Source organism: Prochlorococcus marinus str. MIT 9313, from assembly GCF_000011485.1.
GTDB lineage: Bacteria > Cyanobacteriota > Cyanobacteriia > PCC-6307 > Cyanobiaceae > Prochlorococcus > Prochlorococcus marinus_D.
Window position 1 is genome coordinate 1 of record NC_005071.1, and the last position, 15,689, is coordinate 15,689.

At 47.8% G+C, this 15,689-nt stretch carries 12 protein-coding genes; 9 read left to right on the plus strand and 3 right to left on the minus strand.

The window, feature by feature from the left end; translation table 11 throughout:
• Positions 1-173: 173 nt before the first annotated feature.
• From dnaN to purF, 4 genes are read left to right on the plus strand one after another with little or no spacing between them, the layout of a single operon-like run.
• On the plus strand, positions 174-1,340 hold the full coding sequence (dnaN, locus tag AKG35_RS00005; RefSeq protein WP_011129380.1) for a DNA polymerase III subunit beta: 1,167 nt from the start codon (positions 174-176) through the stop codon (positions 1,338-1,340).
• Between the two features lie 3 nt (positions 1,341-1,343).
• On the plus strand, positions 1,344-2,120 hold the full coding sequence (locus AKG35_RS00010) for a hypothetical protein (protein ID WP_041384224.1): 777 nt from the start codon (positions 1,344-1,346) through the stop codon (positions 2,118-2,120).
• A 57-nt stretch (positions 2,121-2,177) separates the two neighbouring features.
• On the plus strand, positions 2,178-4,562 hold the full coding sequence (gene purL, locus AKG35_RS00015) for a phosphoribosylformylglycinamidine synthase subunit PurL (protein ID WP_011129382.1): 2,385 nt from the start codon (positions 2,178-2,180) through the stop codon (positions 4,560-4,562).
• A gap of 59 nt (positions 4,563-4,621) precedes the next feature.
• On the plus strand, positions 4,622-6,079 hold the full coding sequence (gene purF / locus AKG35_RS00020) for an amidophosphoribosyltransferase (protein ID WP_011129383.1): 1,458 nt from the start codon (positions 4,622-4,624) through the stop codon (positions 6,077-6,079).
• Positions 6,080-6,114: 35 nt separating this feature from the next.
• Here the strand turns inward: purF and AKG35_RS00025 are convergent, their stop codons facing one another.
• The 3 genes from AKG35_RS00025 to queG all read right to left on the minus strand — a co-directional run bounded on the left by AKG35_RS00025 (position 6,115) and on the right by queG (position 10,559).
• Positions 6,115-8,604: a DNA gyrase/topoisomerase IV subunit A gene (locus AKG35_RS00025; protein ID WP_011129384.1), complete on the minus strand. Its 2,490-nt coding sequence runs from the start codon at positions 8,602-8,604 to the stop codon at positions 6,115-6,117.
• 77 nt (positions 8,605-8,681) lie between these two features.
• A complete protein-coding gene (locus tag AKG35_RS00030; RefSeq protein ID WP_011129385.1) occupies positions 8,682-9,575 on the minus strand; it encodes a tetratricopeptide repeat protein in 894 nt (297 codons plus the stop codon).
• A gap of 9 nt (positions 9,576-9,584) precedes the next feature.
• Entirely contained in the window at positions 9,585-10,559 is a 975-nt protein-coding gene (gene queG / locus AKG35_RS00035; RefSeq protein WP_011129386.1) for a tRNA epoxyqueuosine(34) reductase QueG, read from the minus strand.
• Positions 10,560-10,645: 86 nt separating this feature from the next.
• On the opposite strand from queG, the gene AKG35_RS00040 reads away from it, so the two are divergent.
• The 5 genes from AKG35_RS00040 (at position 10,646) to AKG35_RS00060 (ending at position 15,667) form a co-directional block, all read left to right on the plus strand.
• Positions 10,646-11,260: an HpsJ family protein gene (locus AKG35_RS00040; RefSeq protein ID WP_011129387.1), complete on the plus strand. Its 615-nt coding sequence runs from the start codon at positions 10,646-10,648 to the stop codon at positions 11,258-11,260.
• A 69-nt stretch (positions 11,261-11,329) separates the two neighbouring features.
• Positions 11,330-12,082: a DUF502 domain-containing protein gene (locus tag AKG35_RS00045; protein WP_041384225.1), complete on the plus strand. Its 753-nt coding sequence runs from the start codon at positions 11,330-11,332 to the stop codon at positions 12,080-12,082.
• A gap of 29 nt (positions 12,083-12,111) precedes the next feature.
• A complete protein-coding gene (nusB, locus tag AKG35_RS00050; RefSeq protein ID WP_041384226.1) occupies positions 12,112-12,747 on the plus strand; it encodes a transcription antitermination factor NusB in 636 nt (211 codons plus the stop codon).
• Positions 12,747-14,201 (plus strand): signal recognition particle-docking protein FtsY, encoded by a 1,455-nt coding sequence (ftsY, locus tag AKG35_RS00055; protein WP_011129390.1) that lies wholly within the window; start codon positions 12,747-12,749, stop codon positions 14,199-14,201. The genes nusB and ftsY overlap by 1 nt, the downstream gene beginning before the upstream one ends.
• 62 nt (positions 14,202-14,263) lie before the next feature.
• On the plus strand, positions 14,264-15,667 hold the full coding sequence (locus AKG35_RS00060; RefSeq protein WP_011129391.1) for a PP2C family protein-serine/threonine phosphatase: 1,404 nt from the start codon (positions 14,264-14,266) through the stop codon (positions 15,665-15,667).
• The last annotated feature ends 22 nt before the right edge of the window (positions 15,668-15,689 follow it).

Consider the following 15,689-nt stretch of genomic DNA (forward strand, 5'->3'; position numbering starts at 1 on the left):
TTCCACGATTTCCTCAAGCCCTACTACTACGATTCTTTTAATTTCTTTTAATAATTTAATTAATAAAGACGGGAGGTTATGAATGAGAATGATCTGCCATTGCACTTCTTGCTGGCTTGTGAAATTCTGGGAGACCTCTTCAGCGTTCTTGTTCTAGTCGTGACATTGATTCAATGAAACTGGTTTGTTCACAGGCTGAACTCAATACAGCACTACAGCTCGTTAGCAGAGCCGTGGCTTCACGACCCACTCATCCAGTGCTTGCCAACGTCCTTCTCACTGCTGATGCTGGCACTGATCGTCTGAGCCTCACGGGTTTTGACCTGAGCCTTGGTATTCAAACTGCATTGACGGCCTCGGTGGAATCGAGTGGCGCAATTACTTTGCCTGCGCGCCTATTAGGGGAAATTGTTGCAAGGCTTTCAAGTGATTCACCTATCACTTTGGCCACTGATGAGGCTGGTGAACAGGTTGAACTCAAAAGTTCAAGCGGGAGTTATCAGATGCGTGGGATGTCTGCTGATGATTTTCCTGAATTACCTCTTGTTGAAAGTGGTAAGGCTGTCAAGGTTAATGCGAGGGCTCTTTTGACAGCTCTTCGAGGAACTCTTTTTGCTAGCAGTTCAGATGAAGCCAAACAGTTACTAACAGGAGTTCATCTGCATTTTGATGGTAAAGCCATGGAAGCAGCGGCAACTGATGGTCACCGCCTTGCCGTTTTAAGCTTGGCAGATGCCTTAGCTGTTGAGACTACGGTCTCATCTGAGATGGATGATGAAGGTGAGAATTTTTCCGTAACGCTTCCTTCTCGCTCTCTGCGGGAAGTAGAGCGTTTGATCGCTGGATGGCGTGGTGATGATCAAGTGAGTTTGTTTTGTGATAAAGGTCAGGTGGTGTTTTTAGCTGCTGATCAAGTCGTAACTAGTCGAACATTAGACGGTACCTATCCTAACTATCGTCAGTTAATTCCTGATGGTTTTGCTCGGAGTTTCGATGTTGATCGGCGTGCTTTTATTGCAGCTTTAGAACGAATAGCTGTATTAGCTGATCAACATAATAATGTTGTAAAGGTTAGTGGTGACAATACTTCTGAGCTTCTACAAATTAGTGCTGATGCTCAGGATGTAGGCAGTGGTTCTGAATCGCTATCGGCTGAATTTACTGGGGATGCTGTTCAGATTGCTTTTAATGTTCGTTATGTACTAGATGGTTTGAAGGTGATGGATAGTGACCGTATTGTACTGCGCTGTAATGCTCCAACTACACCTGCAATTATTTCGCCAAAGGACGATGATATTGGTTTTACATATTTGGTGATGCCAGTACAAATTCGTTCTTGAACTTTGAATCTTCCTGATCAGATTTTATTGAGTGATTTGTTGCATCATCGTGTACGTTGTGATCAGGGGTTAGATCACGGCCCTGGTGTATTGCCTTGGATGCATCCTCCTGTTCATCGTTTACTTGGTTGGGTTAGTCGTCCATCAGCACTTCGAGTGTCGAGGGATGTTTGGCGTTTGGATCAGTCGCGTGGGATTAATGAGCAAGAGGTTTTTGTGAAAGGGCAACCGGCTGTTTCTGATCAGATCACGCTTGAGCGTCTTCCGACTTTGTTAGATGCTGATTTGTTGGATCGCGATGGCCATCGCCTTGGTTTGGTGGCTGATTTTGTTTTTATTCCCACAACAGGGAAAATCCTTCATTATTTGGTCTCTCGCAGTGATCCTCGGCTTCCAGGTAGTAGTCGATGGCGATTAACAACTGATCGCATTGTTGATCAGCAACCAGGAATTGTTGCTACTGCTTTGCGTGGTTTAGATGATCTTCCCTTGGTTCATTCCAGTGTTCGTCAGGGTTTAATCAAGCGTTCCCGTCATTGGCGCGATCAACTTCACAAGATGGGTGACCGGGCCAGTGATCGTTTGGAAGGCTGGTTGGAGGATCCTCCCTGGGATCAACCAGTTGAGCGTTCTTGGAAGTCTTCTGATATGGCTGAAATGGATCCCTTAGAAAGTTGGGATGATGAACAGACTGACAATTTTTCCCAATCAACTGAAGAGTTACGTCACCGTGGTCGTCCGGACGGTAGAGGCGATGGTCAGGATGATCCTTGGGTTTGAGCTTTATAAGCAAAACTGGGAAGAGATGAGTTAGATCTCGTGTGTCAGGGCCCCGATTTGAGAGTTGACTATGACGTGGCTGCGGCTTTACGTCATGAAGGTCTTAAACCGCATGATTACGACGAGATTTGTCGTCGTCTCCAACGTGCACCTAACCGAGTTGAGCTGGGAATGTTTGGTGTGATGTGGTCTGAACACTGTTGTTATCGCAATTCAAGGCCTTTGCTCAGCAGCTTTCCTACAAGTGGTCATCGGATTTTGGTTGGTCCTGGAGAAAATGCTGGTGTCGTGGATTTAGGAGATGGGCAGAGCTTGGCTTTCAAAATCGAAAGCCACAATCATCCTTCTGCATTGGAACCTTTTCAAGGAGCTGCTACAGGTGTTGGCGGAATCTTGAGAGATATTTTTACTATGGGTGCAAGGCCTATTGCGCTTCTTAATGCTTTACGTTTTGGACCTCTTGAAGATGAACGTAATGTTGGTCTTATGGAGGGGGTCGTTGAAGGTATAGCTCATTACGGCAATTGCGTGGGAGTTCCTACCGTTGGTGGTGAGGTGGCGTTTGATTCCAGTTATTCCGGCAACCCGTTAGTTAATGCAATGGCTCTTGGGCTGATGGAAACAGATGAGATTGTTTGTTCTGGGGCTCATGGTGTTGGTTATCCGGTGATTTATGTCGGTAGTACAACTGGTCGTGATGGTATGGGTGGTGCCAGTTTTGCTAGTGCAGAGCTCACAAAAGCTTCTTTGGATGATCGTCCTGCGGTTCAGGTTGGTGATCCATTTTTGGAAAAAGGTTTAATTGAAGCTTGTCTTGAAGCTTTTAAGAGTGGCGATGTTGTTGCTGCTCAGGATATGGGTGCGGCTGGTCTTACTTGTAGCTGTTCGGAGATGGCTGCTAAGGGTGGTCTTGGTATTGAACTCGATCTTGATCGAGTTCCTGCTCGTGAGCTTGGGATGACTCCATATGAGTTTTTACTTTCGGAATCTCAAGAGAGAATGCTTTTTGTGGTGAAGCCTGGACAAGAGCAATCTTTGATGGAGAGATTTATTCGTTGGGGGTTGCAAGCAGCAATTGTTGGTTGCGTTCTTGAAGAGAAGGTGGTTCGTGTTTTGCAAAAAGGAGAAGTTGTTGCTGAGGTGCCTGCTAATGCATTAGCTGATGACACTCCAATTGATCGACATGAATTAGTGAGTGATCCTCCGCTAGAGATTCAGGCCAAATGGGACTGGCAGGAGAATCTATTACCAGTTGTTGGTTTAAAAGGGATCAATTTAAATTCACAATCTCATTTTGGTAGTAATATTTCATGGGATGAAATTCTTTTAAAGTTACTTGATGACCCTACGATTGCTTCAAAACGTTGGGTTTATCGTCAATATGACCATCAGGTTCAAGCTAATACAGTTTCAGCCCCAGGAGTTTCTGATGCTGCTGTTGTGAGATTACGTCCACAGCAAGGTAAGGGCTCTGTAGATGAGGTAAAGCGGGGAGTTGCGGCAGTTGTTGATTGTCCTAATCGATGGGTTTTTCTTGATCCAGAACGTGGTGCTATGGCCGCTGTAGCAGAAGCGGCCAGAAATCTTAGTTGTGTTGGTGCGGAGCCTTTGGCTGTCACAGATAATCTCAATTTTCCTTCTCCGGAAACGCCTACTGGGTATTGGCAATTGGCTTTAGCTTGTCGTGGTCTTTCTAAGGCTTGCAAGACTTTTTCAACACCAGTAACTGGAGGAAATGTTTCTCTATATAATGAGACTCGCTTAGCTGATGGAAAAATACAACCTATTCACCCAACACCAGTTGTTGGAATGGTTGGTTTAGTTCATAATCTTGTAAATGTGTGTGGTCAGGCTTGGCTTGAGCCTGGTGATTTGATTTGGCTTTTAGGCGTGCCTATCGATACAACAGTTGCTGTTGATCCTCGCGTTAGCCTTGCGGGTAGTAGTTATCTTGAATGTATTCATGGTTTAGTTACGGGGAGGCCTCCGGAGATTGATCTGAAACTTGAGTGTTTAGTTCAATCTTTCCTACGCAATTCTATTACTGAGGGATTTGTTCGCTCTGCTCATGATCTAAGTGATGGAGGTCTTGCAGTTGCAGTTGCTGAGTGTTGTATCGCTGCAAATTTGGGTGCACATATTGAGTTACCATCCAGCGATGCTCGATTGGATCGCTTGTTATTTGCTGAAGGTGGTTCACGCATCTTGGTGAGTGTTCCATCCACGCAGGCTGTTGCCTGGCAAAAGGTTTTAAATCAGGCAAAGACCACAGCCCCTGGCTCAGTGTTTGATCAGTACCTTGGTGTTGTTACGGCTGATGATGAGTTGTTGATCACTCAGGCTGGCAATCGCTTGGTTCAGCTTCCTTTGAATCAGCTGAGGGAGTGCTTTGAGCAGGCAATCCCTCGTCGTATGGGCTTGGATCTCTCTTCAAGCGTCTGAGTTGAGCTTTGGTGCAAAATGTCTTCCTTGGCTTATGCATTTGAGGAGTTGAGCTTCACATGTGTGGCATTGTTGGCATTGTTTCTACTGCGCTGGTCAATCAGCAGATCTATGACAGCTTGCTGCTTCTACAGCATCGGGGTCAGGACTCTACTGGCATAGCCACCATGGATGGCAGTGTTTTTCACTTGCACAAGGCAAGGGGGCAAGTGCGGGAGGCCTATCGCACACGTGATATGCGTTCCTTAATCGGTAATATTGGTCTTGGTCATGTTAGATATGCAACAAAGGGTGCAGCTGAGCGAGAAGAAGAAGCACAACCATTTTATGTGAATGCTCCTTACGGAATCATTCTTATTCATAACGGTAACCTTACTAATACTCGAGAGCTTGATCGCGACTTGTTCAATATTGATCGTCGCCACACAAATTCAAAGAGTGATACGGAGATGTTGCTTAATGTTCTAGCTACTGAATTGCAATTGAAAATTTATGGCAGTGATCTTACTCCAGATCAGGTATTTGATGCTGTTACATCTGTACATCAACGAGTAGAAGGTTCTTATACATCTATTGCTTTGATTGCAGGGCACGGTCTTCTTGCCTTTCGTGATCCGTTTGGCATTAGGCCATTGGTACTTGGTAAACGTAAGTCTTTAGAAGGTGCTGATGAGTGGATTGTCGCTAGTGAGTCATTGGTATTAGAGAATGGTGATTATGAGATTGTTAGGGATGTTGATCCTGGTGAGGCGATTTTCATTACTCAAAATGGCGAGCTTTATTCACGTCAGTGTGCGAAGAATCCGCGTCTTGTGCCATGTTCATTTGAGTATGTTTATCTTGCTCGACCTGATTCAGTGATGAGTGGAATCTCGGTTTATGAGGCTCGATTAAGGATGGGGGATCGTCTTGCAGAAACTATTGAAAAGTACACGCCATCTGGAGATATAGATGTTGTGATGCCAATTCCTGACTCTTCACGGCCTGCTGCTATGCAAGTGGCTAGACAGCTTGGGATTGAATATCGTGAGGGCTTTTTTAAAAATCGTTATGTAGGCCGTACATTTATCATGCCTGGACAAGCTCAACGTAAGAAATCTGTTAGACAAAAGTTAAATGCTATGGGAACAGAATTTAAAGGTAAGAATGTTTTAATTGTGGATGATTCAATTGTACGTGGTACGACTTCGAAGGAGATAGTACAAATGGCTCGAGTTGCTGGTGCGAATAAAGTCACGTTTACCTCTGCAGCACCACCAGTGCGGTATTCACATGTTTATGGTATAAATATGCCAAATCGTCATGAGCTGATTGCTTATAATCGCACTATTCCTGAAATCTCTTCTGAACTTTCAACGGATCACATGGTCTATCAAGAGGTTGCTGATCTAGAAGCAGCAATTGTTGAAGGTTCAGGTGTTTCTGAACTTGAGCTTTCTTGTTTTACCGGAGAGTATATTACAGGGACAGTTACTTCTGAATATCTCGATTGGATAGAACGCACACAATTGTCTTGATAAAGGTGACTATCAAGGCCTTAAGTGTTAAATGTTTAATCTAAAGTATTATTAGTGGTGATTAGTGGCACCAGTTTTTGAATTTCTTCGTTGTCTTTTAATTCCACAATATTTAGACTCGGTTTGATCGGTATGGTCAGTTCCAGCTTTCCAGCTTCAATACGGCCATGGCGACCTTGGCTACTGACTAGGCCGACCAACCTATTGCCATTACAGATGTCAACGACTCGATCTTGATCTCGGCTTGAATCTTTTATTGTTAATCCAATTTCCCCTAAATCTCCTCTCTGGCAGATTCTTATCGAAGAGACCAATATTTTTGCGAATTTACCTAGGCGTGTTGCAAGTAATACAGTGCTTTCACAGTTTGGTGGACAAGATACTGCTCCAACGACCATTTCTTCTGGTAATAGTCGCATTGTCATAGGCCCCTGAGCTAATTTTCCCATCAATGGCATGCTGTCGTTATTAACATTAATTCTGATTACTCTTCCTATATTACTTGCTAGAATAACATCATCATTTGCTTTGCAAATGAATGCTGATTTTAAGATAACACCATCTTTCAATTTAACAATGGTTGCTGCTCTTCCGGAAAGTTCCATCACTTCTTCTATGGGTAATCGCTTGAAGCGTCCATCGCTGCTAAGTAGGCCTAGGCTTAGGTTTTGATCTACGGGCAAGGGGAATATATTGATCAATGTTTCTTTTTCTAATCCTCCTGGTAGGAAGCGTTCCAGCGACCCGGGTTGTTGCCCTGCAAATTCCCAGCGGACTAGAGCTACTCGACCATTGTTTGTCACCGCAAGTAGACGTGGGGCTGGTTCAATTGGCAAGATCAATCTGGCTGGCGAAGGTCCATCGCTGAGTTTGCAGGCTTCGTTGAGGTGAAGTCGACCGAGGATTTGAGGGCTCATTACCTTGACCTGGCTGTCTTGTTGGATGAGTATTCGTCCATCACTTGGCAGGGCGGATAGTGCTTGTTGTCGTTGAACTTCCGCATTCGGTCTTTGGTTTGCCGCTCGCTCAGCGACCAGATCATCGCCACCCTCCACAAGGCGAGTTCGCCGGGGGTTGTTAAAGCGTTTTTTGAGCTGTCGAAGTTCTTGAATGAGTACTTCCAGCATGCTTTCTCGATTTTCGAGAAGGAATTGAAGTTGTTCTTGTTTTTCTTGTAGTTCTTTGGCTTCTTGCCTCAAACTGCTTTGTTCCAGACTCGTAAGTCGTCTTAGTGGCATTGCCAGAACAGCGTCGGCTTGTTTTTCATTTAGATCTAATTGCACCATCAGACGGGCTCTTGCAGCAGCAGCATCGGCAGCCTCTTGGATCATTGCAATGACAGCTTGTAGTGCGTTCAATGCTGTGATTAATCCTTCCACCACTTCCAGGCGAGCTTTTGTTTTTTCTAGGGCGTGGTTGGTTCTTCGGATAACTGTGAGTTCTCGGTATTCGAGAAAAGTTTGTAACAATTTTCTCAGTGAAAGTTGTTGGGGCTGGCCGTTAACAAGAGCCAGAAGAATTGCACCGAAATTGCTTTGTAATGAGGTGCGTCGATGCAGATCGCCGAGAACATTCTCTGGGTTGGCATCTCGGCGCAGTTCCACCACTATCCTCATTCCTTCTCTATCGCTTTCGTCGCGAATATCGGCAATGCCACCGATTTTTCCATTGTTAACAAGATCTGCCAGTTTTTCGATCCAACCAGCTTTGCTGAGTTGATAGGGCAATTCAGTGACGACAACAGCACTTCGGCGGTGCCGACCCTTACCAGGTTGTATTTCTTCGACATGGGCCACGCCACGCATTGGGATGCTGCCGCGTCCTTTGAGGTAGGTTTCATGGATGCCAGTGCCCAGCAGGATCTCTCCACCAGTTGGAAAGTCTGGGCCAGGAATTAGACCAAGTAATTTGTCGTCACTGAGATCGGGTTTGCGTATCAGGGCAATCAATCCATCGACCACTTCGCCAAGGTTGTGGGGTGGAATGCTGGTCGCCATACCTACGGCGATTCCCGAACAACCATTTAGTAGCAGGAAGGGAAGTTGGGCTGGCAGTACTGAGGGTTCCTGTTGGGAGCCATCAAAATTCGCAGTAAAATCAACGGTTTCCTCTCCGATTTCATCCAACAACGCCATATGGGCGATTGAAGCCAGACGCGTTTCTGTGTAACGCATGGCCGCAGGCGGATCGTCATCAACGGAGCCGAAGTTGCCGTGTCCATCCAATACTGGGAAACGGCTTGAAAAGTTCTGAACGAGTCGAACGAGTGCGTCGTAAACGGCTTGATCGCCATGAGGGTGATATTTCCCTAGGACATCTCCAACAACACGGGCGCATTTTCTATAGGGACGATCTGGCGTCAGGCCTAGCTCGTGCATTGCAAATAGGATGCGCCGCTGAACTGGCTTGAGGCCATCTCGGGCATCGGGCAATGCTCTTCCTACGATTACGCTCATCGCGTATTCGAGATAGGAGCGTTGCATCTCTTGATGCAATGCGATTGGTTGAAGGCGCTCCTCGGCCATCCAGATATGGGATTAGAGGGCTTAAAGCGCTCAGCCTACAGATCTACTTAGCGGATACCCGCATTGTTGATCAGTGCCTATTGGTTTGTATCAGCATTGGCTTCAGCTCGTTCCACAGCTGATCGTAGATTTGGGTTTGTCAGTAAATGACTAGTGGCTTGGCGAAGGCGCTCTCCCCAGAGCTGCTCTTTCTGGTGTCTTGGTAAGACGTAATTTGGATTTTCTGCAAGGGCTTGGTTGGCAAGTGCGAGTGCTTCTGTGTTGCCAGGGTTGATTTGATTCAATGCAGCCGCAAGGGCAAGCATTGGTTCAGCATTGCGTTTGATTTGTAGTACACGCCGCCAGCGGTTGATGGCAGCTTTGATTTTGCCCATTTCAAACAACACGATTCCTTGGTTGTTAACGGCTTCCCAGAATGTTGGCTGCAAGCCGGATGCCTTTTCAAAAGCTTCGAGAGCGATTTGAAGATTGGCTTGCATCACTCTTGCGTTGCCTAGATCAAAGTAAGCACCAGCATTATTTGGGTCGAGTTCTAGACCTTGGATGAGGAGGCTCACGGCGTCTGCAGGCCGGTTATCGCGCAGGGCAAGGGAAGCTTCAGCGAACCAAAGGCCTGCTTTCTTGGGGTTGAGTTCTTTTGCTCGCGCTAGAGAATGGCTTGCAGCATCAAGTTGATCGCTGCGTAGTTGGGCTTCTGCAAAAATTGACCAGAGACGCTCATCTTCTGGTTGCAGTCGGACTGCAAGTGCTGCCAAGAGCGCGGCCTCTTTTGGTTGACCCAGTTGCAGTAATTGGGCGGCTGTGCGTCCAATGCCGAGGCTGGCTCCTTTTAATTCAAGAGGACTTGGCTCGTAGACGTAGGGAATGAGGGCATGAGTCGGAGGTGTTGCCACAATTGTGGTGATGAGCCCTAGAACAGCTCCTCTGAGCCAGCCATTAAGCGGTTTATATCGCGGCTGGTTCAGTTTCATTCCATGGATTTAGTTGTTGTGCAGCGTAGGAGGTTTGTTGGTTTGCGTTGAGGCTGCATTTCGACGCCACATCCATGGTTTGATTCTTTTCAGAGCAGATCCGCGTAATTGTTCACTCCAAGTTGTATCGCTCCATGAGAGGGCTTGATTGCGCGTCAGCTTGAGTAACCAATCACGAGGCTGTACATCAGGATCATTGCTATGGGGAAGAGATTGTTGATTCCATGGGCAGACGTCTTGACAGATGTCACATCCGGCGACCCAATTCCCCAAGGACCTCACAATGTTTTCTGGTAAGTCAGGGTTGCGGTTTTCGATTGTGTGGTATGCCAGACATCGACGTGAATCGATCACAAAAGGTTCGGTGATGGCTTCGGTGGGACATATCTCCAGACAGGATTGGCATTTGCCGCACAGGGACTTGGCGGGTTGGTCTGGGGTGAGTGGTTCGTTGCAAAGAAGATGACCCAGCACCATCCATGAACCTCGCTGGGTATTGATCAGGTTGCTGTGCTTGCCGATCCAACCGAGACCGGCCTCTTCTGCCCAGGCTTTGTCGAGTAATGGAGCGGTATCTACGCAGATTTTCCAGCGGCAGTTAGGTCGCTGTTGTTCAAGCCAGCGACCTACTCTTCGGAGCCTTTGCTTGATCACTCGGTGATAGTCCCGTCCCCATGCATAGCGAGCAACTAATAATTTGCCTGGAGCTCTTTGTACATTTACGAAGTAGTTCAGACCTACCGCCAGCAGGCTTGTCATCCCTTCGAGTAGTTGGTCCGCCTGTTGCCTTTGCGATGAGGCCATCCATGCCATGTCGGCTTGATGACCAGCTTTTAGCCAGCGCTGTAGAGCAGCGGAGCGAAGTTGGAGTCGGTCACTACCAGGGAACCTGGCAATTCCTACAGGATCAAAACCTTGTTTTTTTGCTTGCTCTTTGAGCTCATGGCTGAGTTGATCTTGGTTGGCGCAGATTTTCACAACCATCAACCGTACACTTGATTACCTTTTGGCATCGTGCCTTGCCTGCTTCTGAGTTGGGATCAAGTTCAGCCGGTCGTTTAACTCCTTTGATGCGCTGGCTCGGACTCACCCTCGTGATTTTGCTGCTGTTGCAGATGGTTGTCTTGCTTGGTGCAAGCGATTGGGCGTCGGCGGAGTTTCAGCAAGTGATGGTTCAGCGTTTGGTTACGCTTTCTCCGATGGGATTTATAGGTCTGTTGCTGATGTTGATCAGTTCCAGGCTGGATCATCCAGGTAAAGCGAAACTGCCGATTCGCTGGCTGATTTGTGCTTTTTCTAGTCTTTTTGCTATTGCCATGATCGCAGTGATTCCAATGGCGATCTCCGGTAATCAGACCCTCGCTGGACAGGCAAATCAAACTTTGAAGCAAAGGCGAGATCAGCTTGAGGAAGCCCGTAGACAGGCTCAGAACCCTGAAGCTCTTAAGGTCCTTGGTGATCAGCTTGCACAAGCTGGTCAGTTGCCTGCTACTGCAACCGATGAAGATCAGCAAAAGGCAGCCAATGATTTCGTCGCTGGTCAATTGGCTCAGATGGATCAGCAGATCCAGCAAATGGAGCGGCAGCGCAATCTTGCAGTGAATCAGCGTCGTTTTGGTGGCACCCTTAGTGCTGTTGTGCTTGCAGTGGCTTTTGTGTTGCTGGCGCTCACAGCGGTGCTGTAAAAACTCGGCAGAAGTCAGACAGCTGGTTAGGTTGGTTCAATCAAGTCCGCTTTTGGCCTCAGACTTTCCTTGGTGCAGTCCAATCCCAGAACAGATCTTCCGCTGACCTCAAGGCTTCAGCAGGATCTCAAGAACGATCTCATTGCAGGGTTGTTGGTAGTCATACCTTTGGCGACAACGATCTGGTTGGCTACCACTGTCAGCAGATTTGTACTGGCATTTCTTACGTCGATCCCCAAACAGGTCAATCCGTTCATCACCCTTAATCCACTTCTTCAGGATCTGATTAATTTGAGCCTTGGCCTTACGGTGCCGTTGCTTGGCATCCTTTTGATTGGCTTGATGGCTCGCAATATTGTTGGACGTTGGCTGCTTGAGTTTGGTGAGGGAACTCTTTCTCGGATACCTCTTGCTGGTTCGGTATATAAGACCCTTAAGCAGCTTTTGGAAACTTTCCTAAGAGATAATTCGAAGCGTTTTCGTCGAGTGGTGTTGGTGGAATATCCCCGTGAGGGCCTTTTTAGTGTTGGGTTTGTGACCGGTTTGGTAGGTCCCTCACTACAAGCTGAGCTTGATCAGCCCTTGCTTAGTGTGTTTATTCCCACGGCTCCCAATCCCACCACAGGCTGGTATACCTTGGTGCCGGAGTCTTCTGTTCGCAATTTAAATATTTCCGTGGAGGATGCTTTCCGCACAATTATTTCAGCAGGAATTGTGAACCCTGATGAACAAGAGCCTCCTATGAATCGCAGTTTCTCAAGCTTGATGACTCAATTGCGTTCTAATACTGCCCCGTCTTCTTCGACTACGACCCAGGTTTGAGTTCGTCTCCTCCCGTTCTTGTGTCGATCATGCAGTCCAGATCACTTGCTCGAGAACTGGCTCTTTTAGTGCTTGGTCAGATTCCCGAACGTGAAAGTTCGAGGTTAAAAACAATATCTTTGGAGAGTCTTCTTCAGAAGGCTTTTGATACCCTGAGTCAGCACTGGAGAGAGGGTCTTGATACTTGTGCTGTTGAGCTTGAGAATGCTCAACAGCATTTACTCGATAGTGAGTTTCAAGATCGTGATTCGAGCTCTACGAGTCAGGTTCGTGAGCATTTACAGGCTTGTCTGATTGGTGCAGAACAGGTGATTAATGGTGTTTCAACAAGCTTGGAAATTTCCCGTTTGCTGGCGTTAGGAAACCAGGAGCAGATTCGGCTTGGGGCTCTAGAGCGTGTGAGGTTGGTGATAGAACAACGCAACAGCATTGATGCAAGTATTGATGCTGTTATGGAGGGCTGGCGCTTGAGTCGTTTGCCTCGTATTGATCGGGATATCTTGAGGTTGGCCGTGGTGGACTTAACTGCTCTTCAGACTCCATTTGCTGTGGCTTGCAATGAAGCTGTTGAATTGGCCCATCGCTACAGCGATGATCAAGGTCGTCGCATGATTAATGGTGTCTTGAGACGGTTGCATGATGCCTCCACTATGACGTTGGCCTAATGGTTTACGACTGGTTTAATCGTCAAGCCAGTGACGATGTTTCTACTGAGAAAGTTTTAGAGGAGAAGCCAGAAGGCTCTGAGGAGGTCAGCTCCGATTCGTCTAATAATCAAGAGGAATCTTCTTCAATCAACCAGGAGGAATCCTCTTTGGAGTGGGCTCGCAGTGCTTACGCCCGCTTAAAAGCACAGCAGGCGCAGCAGAAAACGTCACAGCCTTCCGTTGAGATTGACTCTGCTAGCGAAACAGCCCTTGCTGCGAATGTTCAAGCTGAATTTAGTGCTCAGTCTTCAAGTTTTGAGGCTGGGGGTTCTTTATTGGAGCAAGCTGCGCTTCAGAGGCAGGTTCGTCAAGAAGAGCTTGAAGAAAAGGTTGAGGAGGTGTCGCCTCAACTAGCTCAACAATCTCAGTTTTTGGAAACGTCGCCTGAACCCAGGCTTGGTGAGTTTGACGAAACTTTTGCGTGGTCTGCAGAAGTGCTTGCAGCACAGGGGCGCAAGCCGGAAAAAATTTCTTTAGAGGAGATTGATTGGTTGGGTCGACTCAGGCGTGGTCTTGAAAAGACCCGTCAAGGTTTTGTCAAAGGCCTGTTGGAAAACCTCGGAGATGATCCCCTTACCCCTGAGGTGCTTGATGACCTTGAAACATTACTTTTGAGAGCTGATGCGGGAGTTGAAGCTACGGATCAAGTTCTCGATGCACTTCGTCGTCGAATGAACGAAGAAGTTGTGGATCCTGCTGAAGGACTTCGCTTTCTTAAACAACAACTTTGCAATCTTTTGGAGGCTCCGATTCAGGACACTGGCACTGATCTTTTGGCGCCAGAACGGGGTCGTCTCAATATCTGGTTATTTGTGGGAGTCAATGGGGTTGGCAAGACCACCACTCTTGGCAAGTTGGCAAACTTGGCAGTACGCAGTGGTTATACCGCTTTGATTGCTGCTGCTGACACCTTCCGGGCCGCTGCTGTTGAACAGGTCAAGGTGTGGGGTGCTCGCAGTGGTGTTCCGGTCATAGCCAATTCCACTGCCAATGCTGATCCTGCTGCTGTTGTGTTTGATGCAATTGGTGCGGCCCGATCTAAATCAACGGACCTTGTGCTTGTTGACACAGCTGGTCGTTTGCAGACAAAGCACAATTTGATGGAGGAGCTACAGAAGGTTCGACGAATTATTGATCGTTTAGCACCTGAAGCCAGGGTTGAATCTCTTTTGATACTTGATGCCAGTCAAGGTCAGAACGGATTGCGACAAGCCATGGCTTTTGCCCAGGCGGCCGCTCTTACAGGGGTAGTGATTACCAAGTTGGATGGCACATCTCGTGGTGGTGTGGCCTTAGCGGTGGCTTCAGAAGCGAGGTTGCCGATTCGTTTCATCGGCGCTGGTGAAGGGATCCGTGATTTACGACCGTTCAACAGCTTTGAATTTGTTGAGGCACTCTTGGCTAACTATTGATGTTCTGGCGGCTGCCTGAGCAGTTGATCTTGCTAACTTTCTAACCCTGCTGTGCCGTTGCTGTGAGCAGTAAGTCGCCACGGCGACATCCGACGCCTTCTTTTCGTAGCGCTTCTCAGCAGGTGTCAGCCTCTACGTCGTTGCGGCAATTGCTTGATAGCTTGTCGAGAGAGCAGCGCCGCAATCAGGACTTGTTGGTTTCGTTGGGTTTTGCCCTGCGCAGTTTCACCAATCTGCATCGTTTTCTCGAATTGGTCCCTGTGGTGGCCTCCCGTCTGGTGGGCGTACAAGGAGCATTGCTCGTGCCTTTTCAGGTTGATGGTCGTTTGTGGAGGGAGCAGCTTCAGGCAGTTCCATTTGATCAGAGTCAGGAATTAGTGAGGCAGTTGGCTTCATTTGAAGCAGGTTTTGCCACAGGTTTCGGTACTGATGAGGCACAGGTTCTTGCTATGGATCAGCTGGTTCAGCGCCATTTGGCTAGGGCCGGGATGTTTGCCACCTCATTAGTTGCTCGCGGGCAGCAGCGTGGCAGGCTTTATGTTTTTGATCCTCAAGCAGCTCTGATTTGGAGTGATGTTCACCGTCGCCATGTGCAGTTGGTGGCAGATCTGACTGGGGTGGCTATTGAGAACGATCTGATGCTTCAGGAGGCCCGTCTTCACGAGCGGGTTGATCGTCAACTCAGTATCGGGGCAGAGATTCAGGCTCAGCTTTTGCCGGATCGTTGTCCTGTGATTGAAGGTGTCGAGCTTGCGGCTCGTTGCCGTCCCGCCTTTCAGGTTGGTGGCGATTATTACGATTTCATTCCTACCCGTCCAGAACTGATCGGTCGACGCAAGGAACGAGGTCGTTGGGGTCTTGTGATGGGAGATGTGATGGGTAAGGGTGTACCTGCTGGTTTATTAATGACCATGCTCAGGGGCATGTTGCGTGCAGAGGTATTAAGCGGTCTGCCGCCCAATCGGATTCTCCATGATCTCAATCAGCTAGCTCAAGAGGACTTGGCTCAGTCCCATAGGTTTGTGACTCTTTTTTATTCTGACTACGATCCGCGCACGCGTCGTCTTCGCTATGCAAATGCTGCTCATAATCCTCCTCTGATTTGGCGAGCTGAGCAACGCAGTGTGAGCCGGCTTGATGTGCCTGGTTTGTTGATTGGACTTCAGCCAGAGGCGGATTACAGCTGTGGTGAAATTTTGCTCAAGCCTGGTGACGTGATTATTTACTACACAGACGGTGTTACCGAAGCTCCTGGCATCACCGGAGATCGTTTTGATGAAGCTCGCTTGATTCGCGCATTGGAGGGATCTTGTCGAAGTGGTTTAGGCGCACAGGGGATTCTTGATCAGTTATTTGCCCGTTTGGATCGGTTTGTCGGTGTGGACCATCAACTGGAAGATGATGCCTCAATGGTGGTTTTGAAAGTGCCAGAGGAGGTAACGCTGCCGTCTGTGTCCCTGGCCTGACAAGCTGTTGACTCGCTGCTCA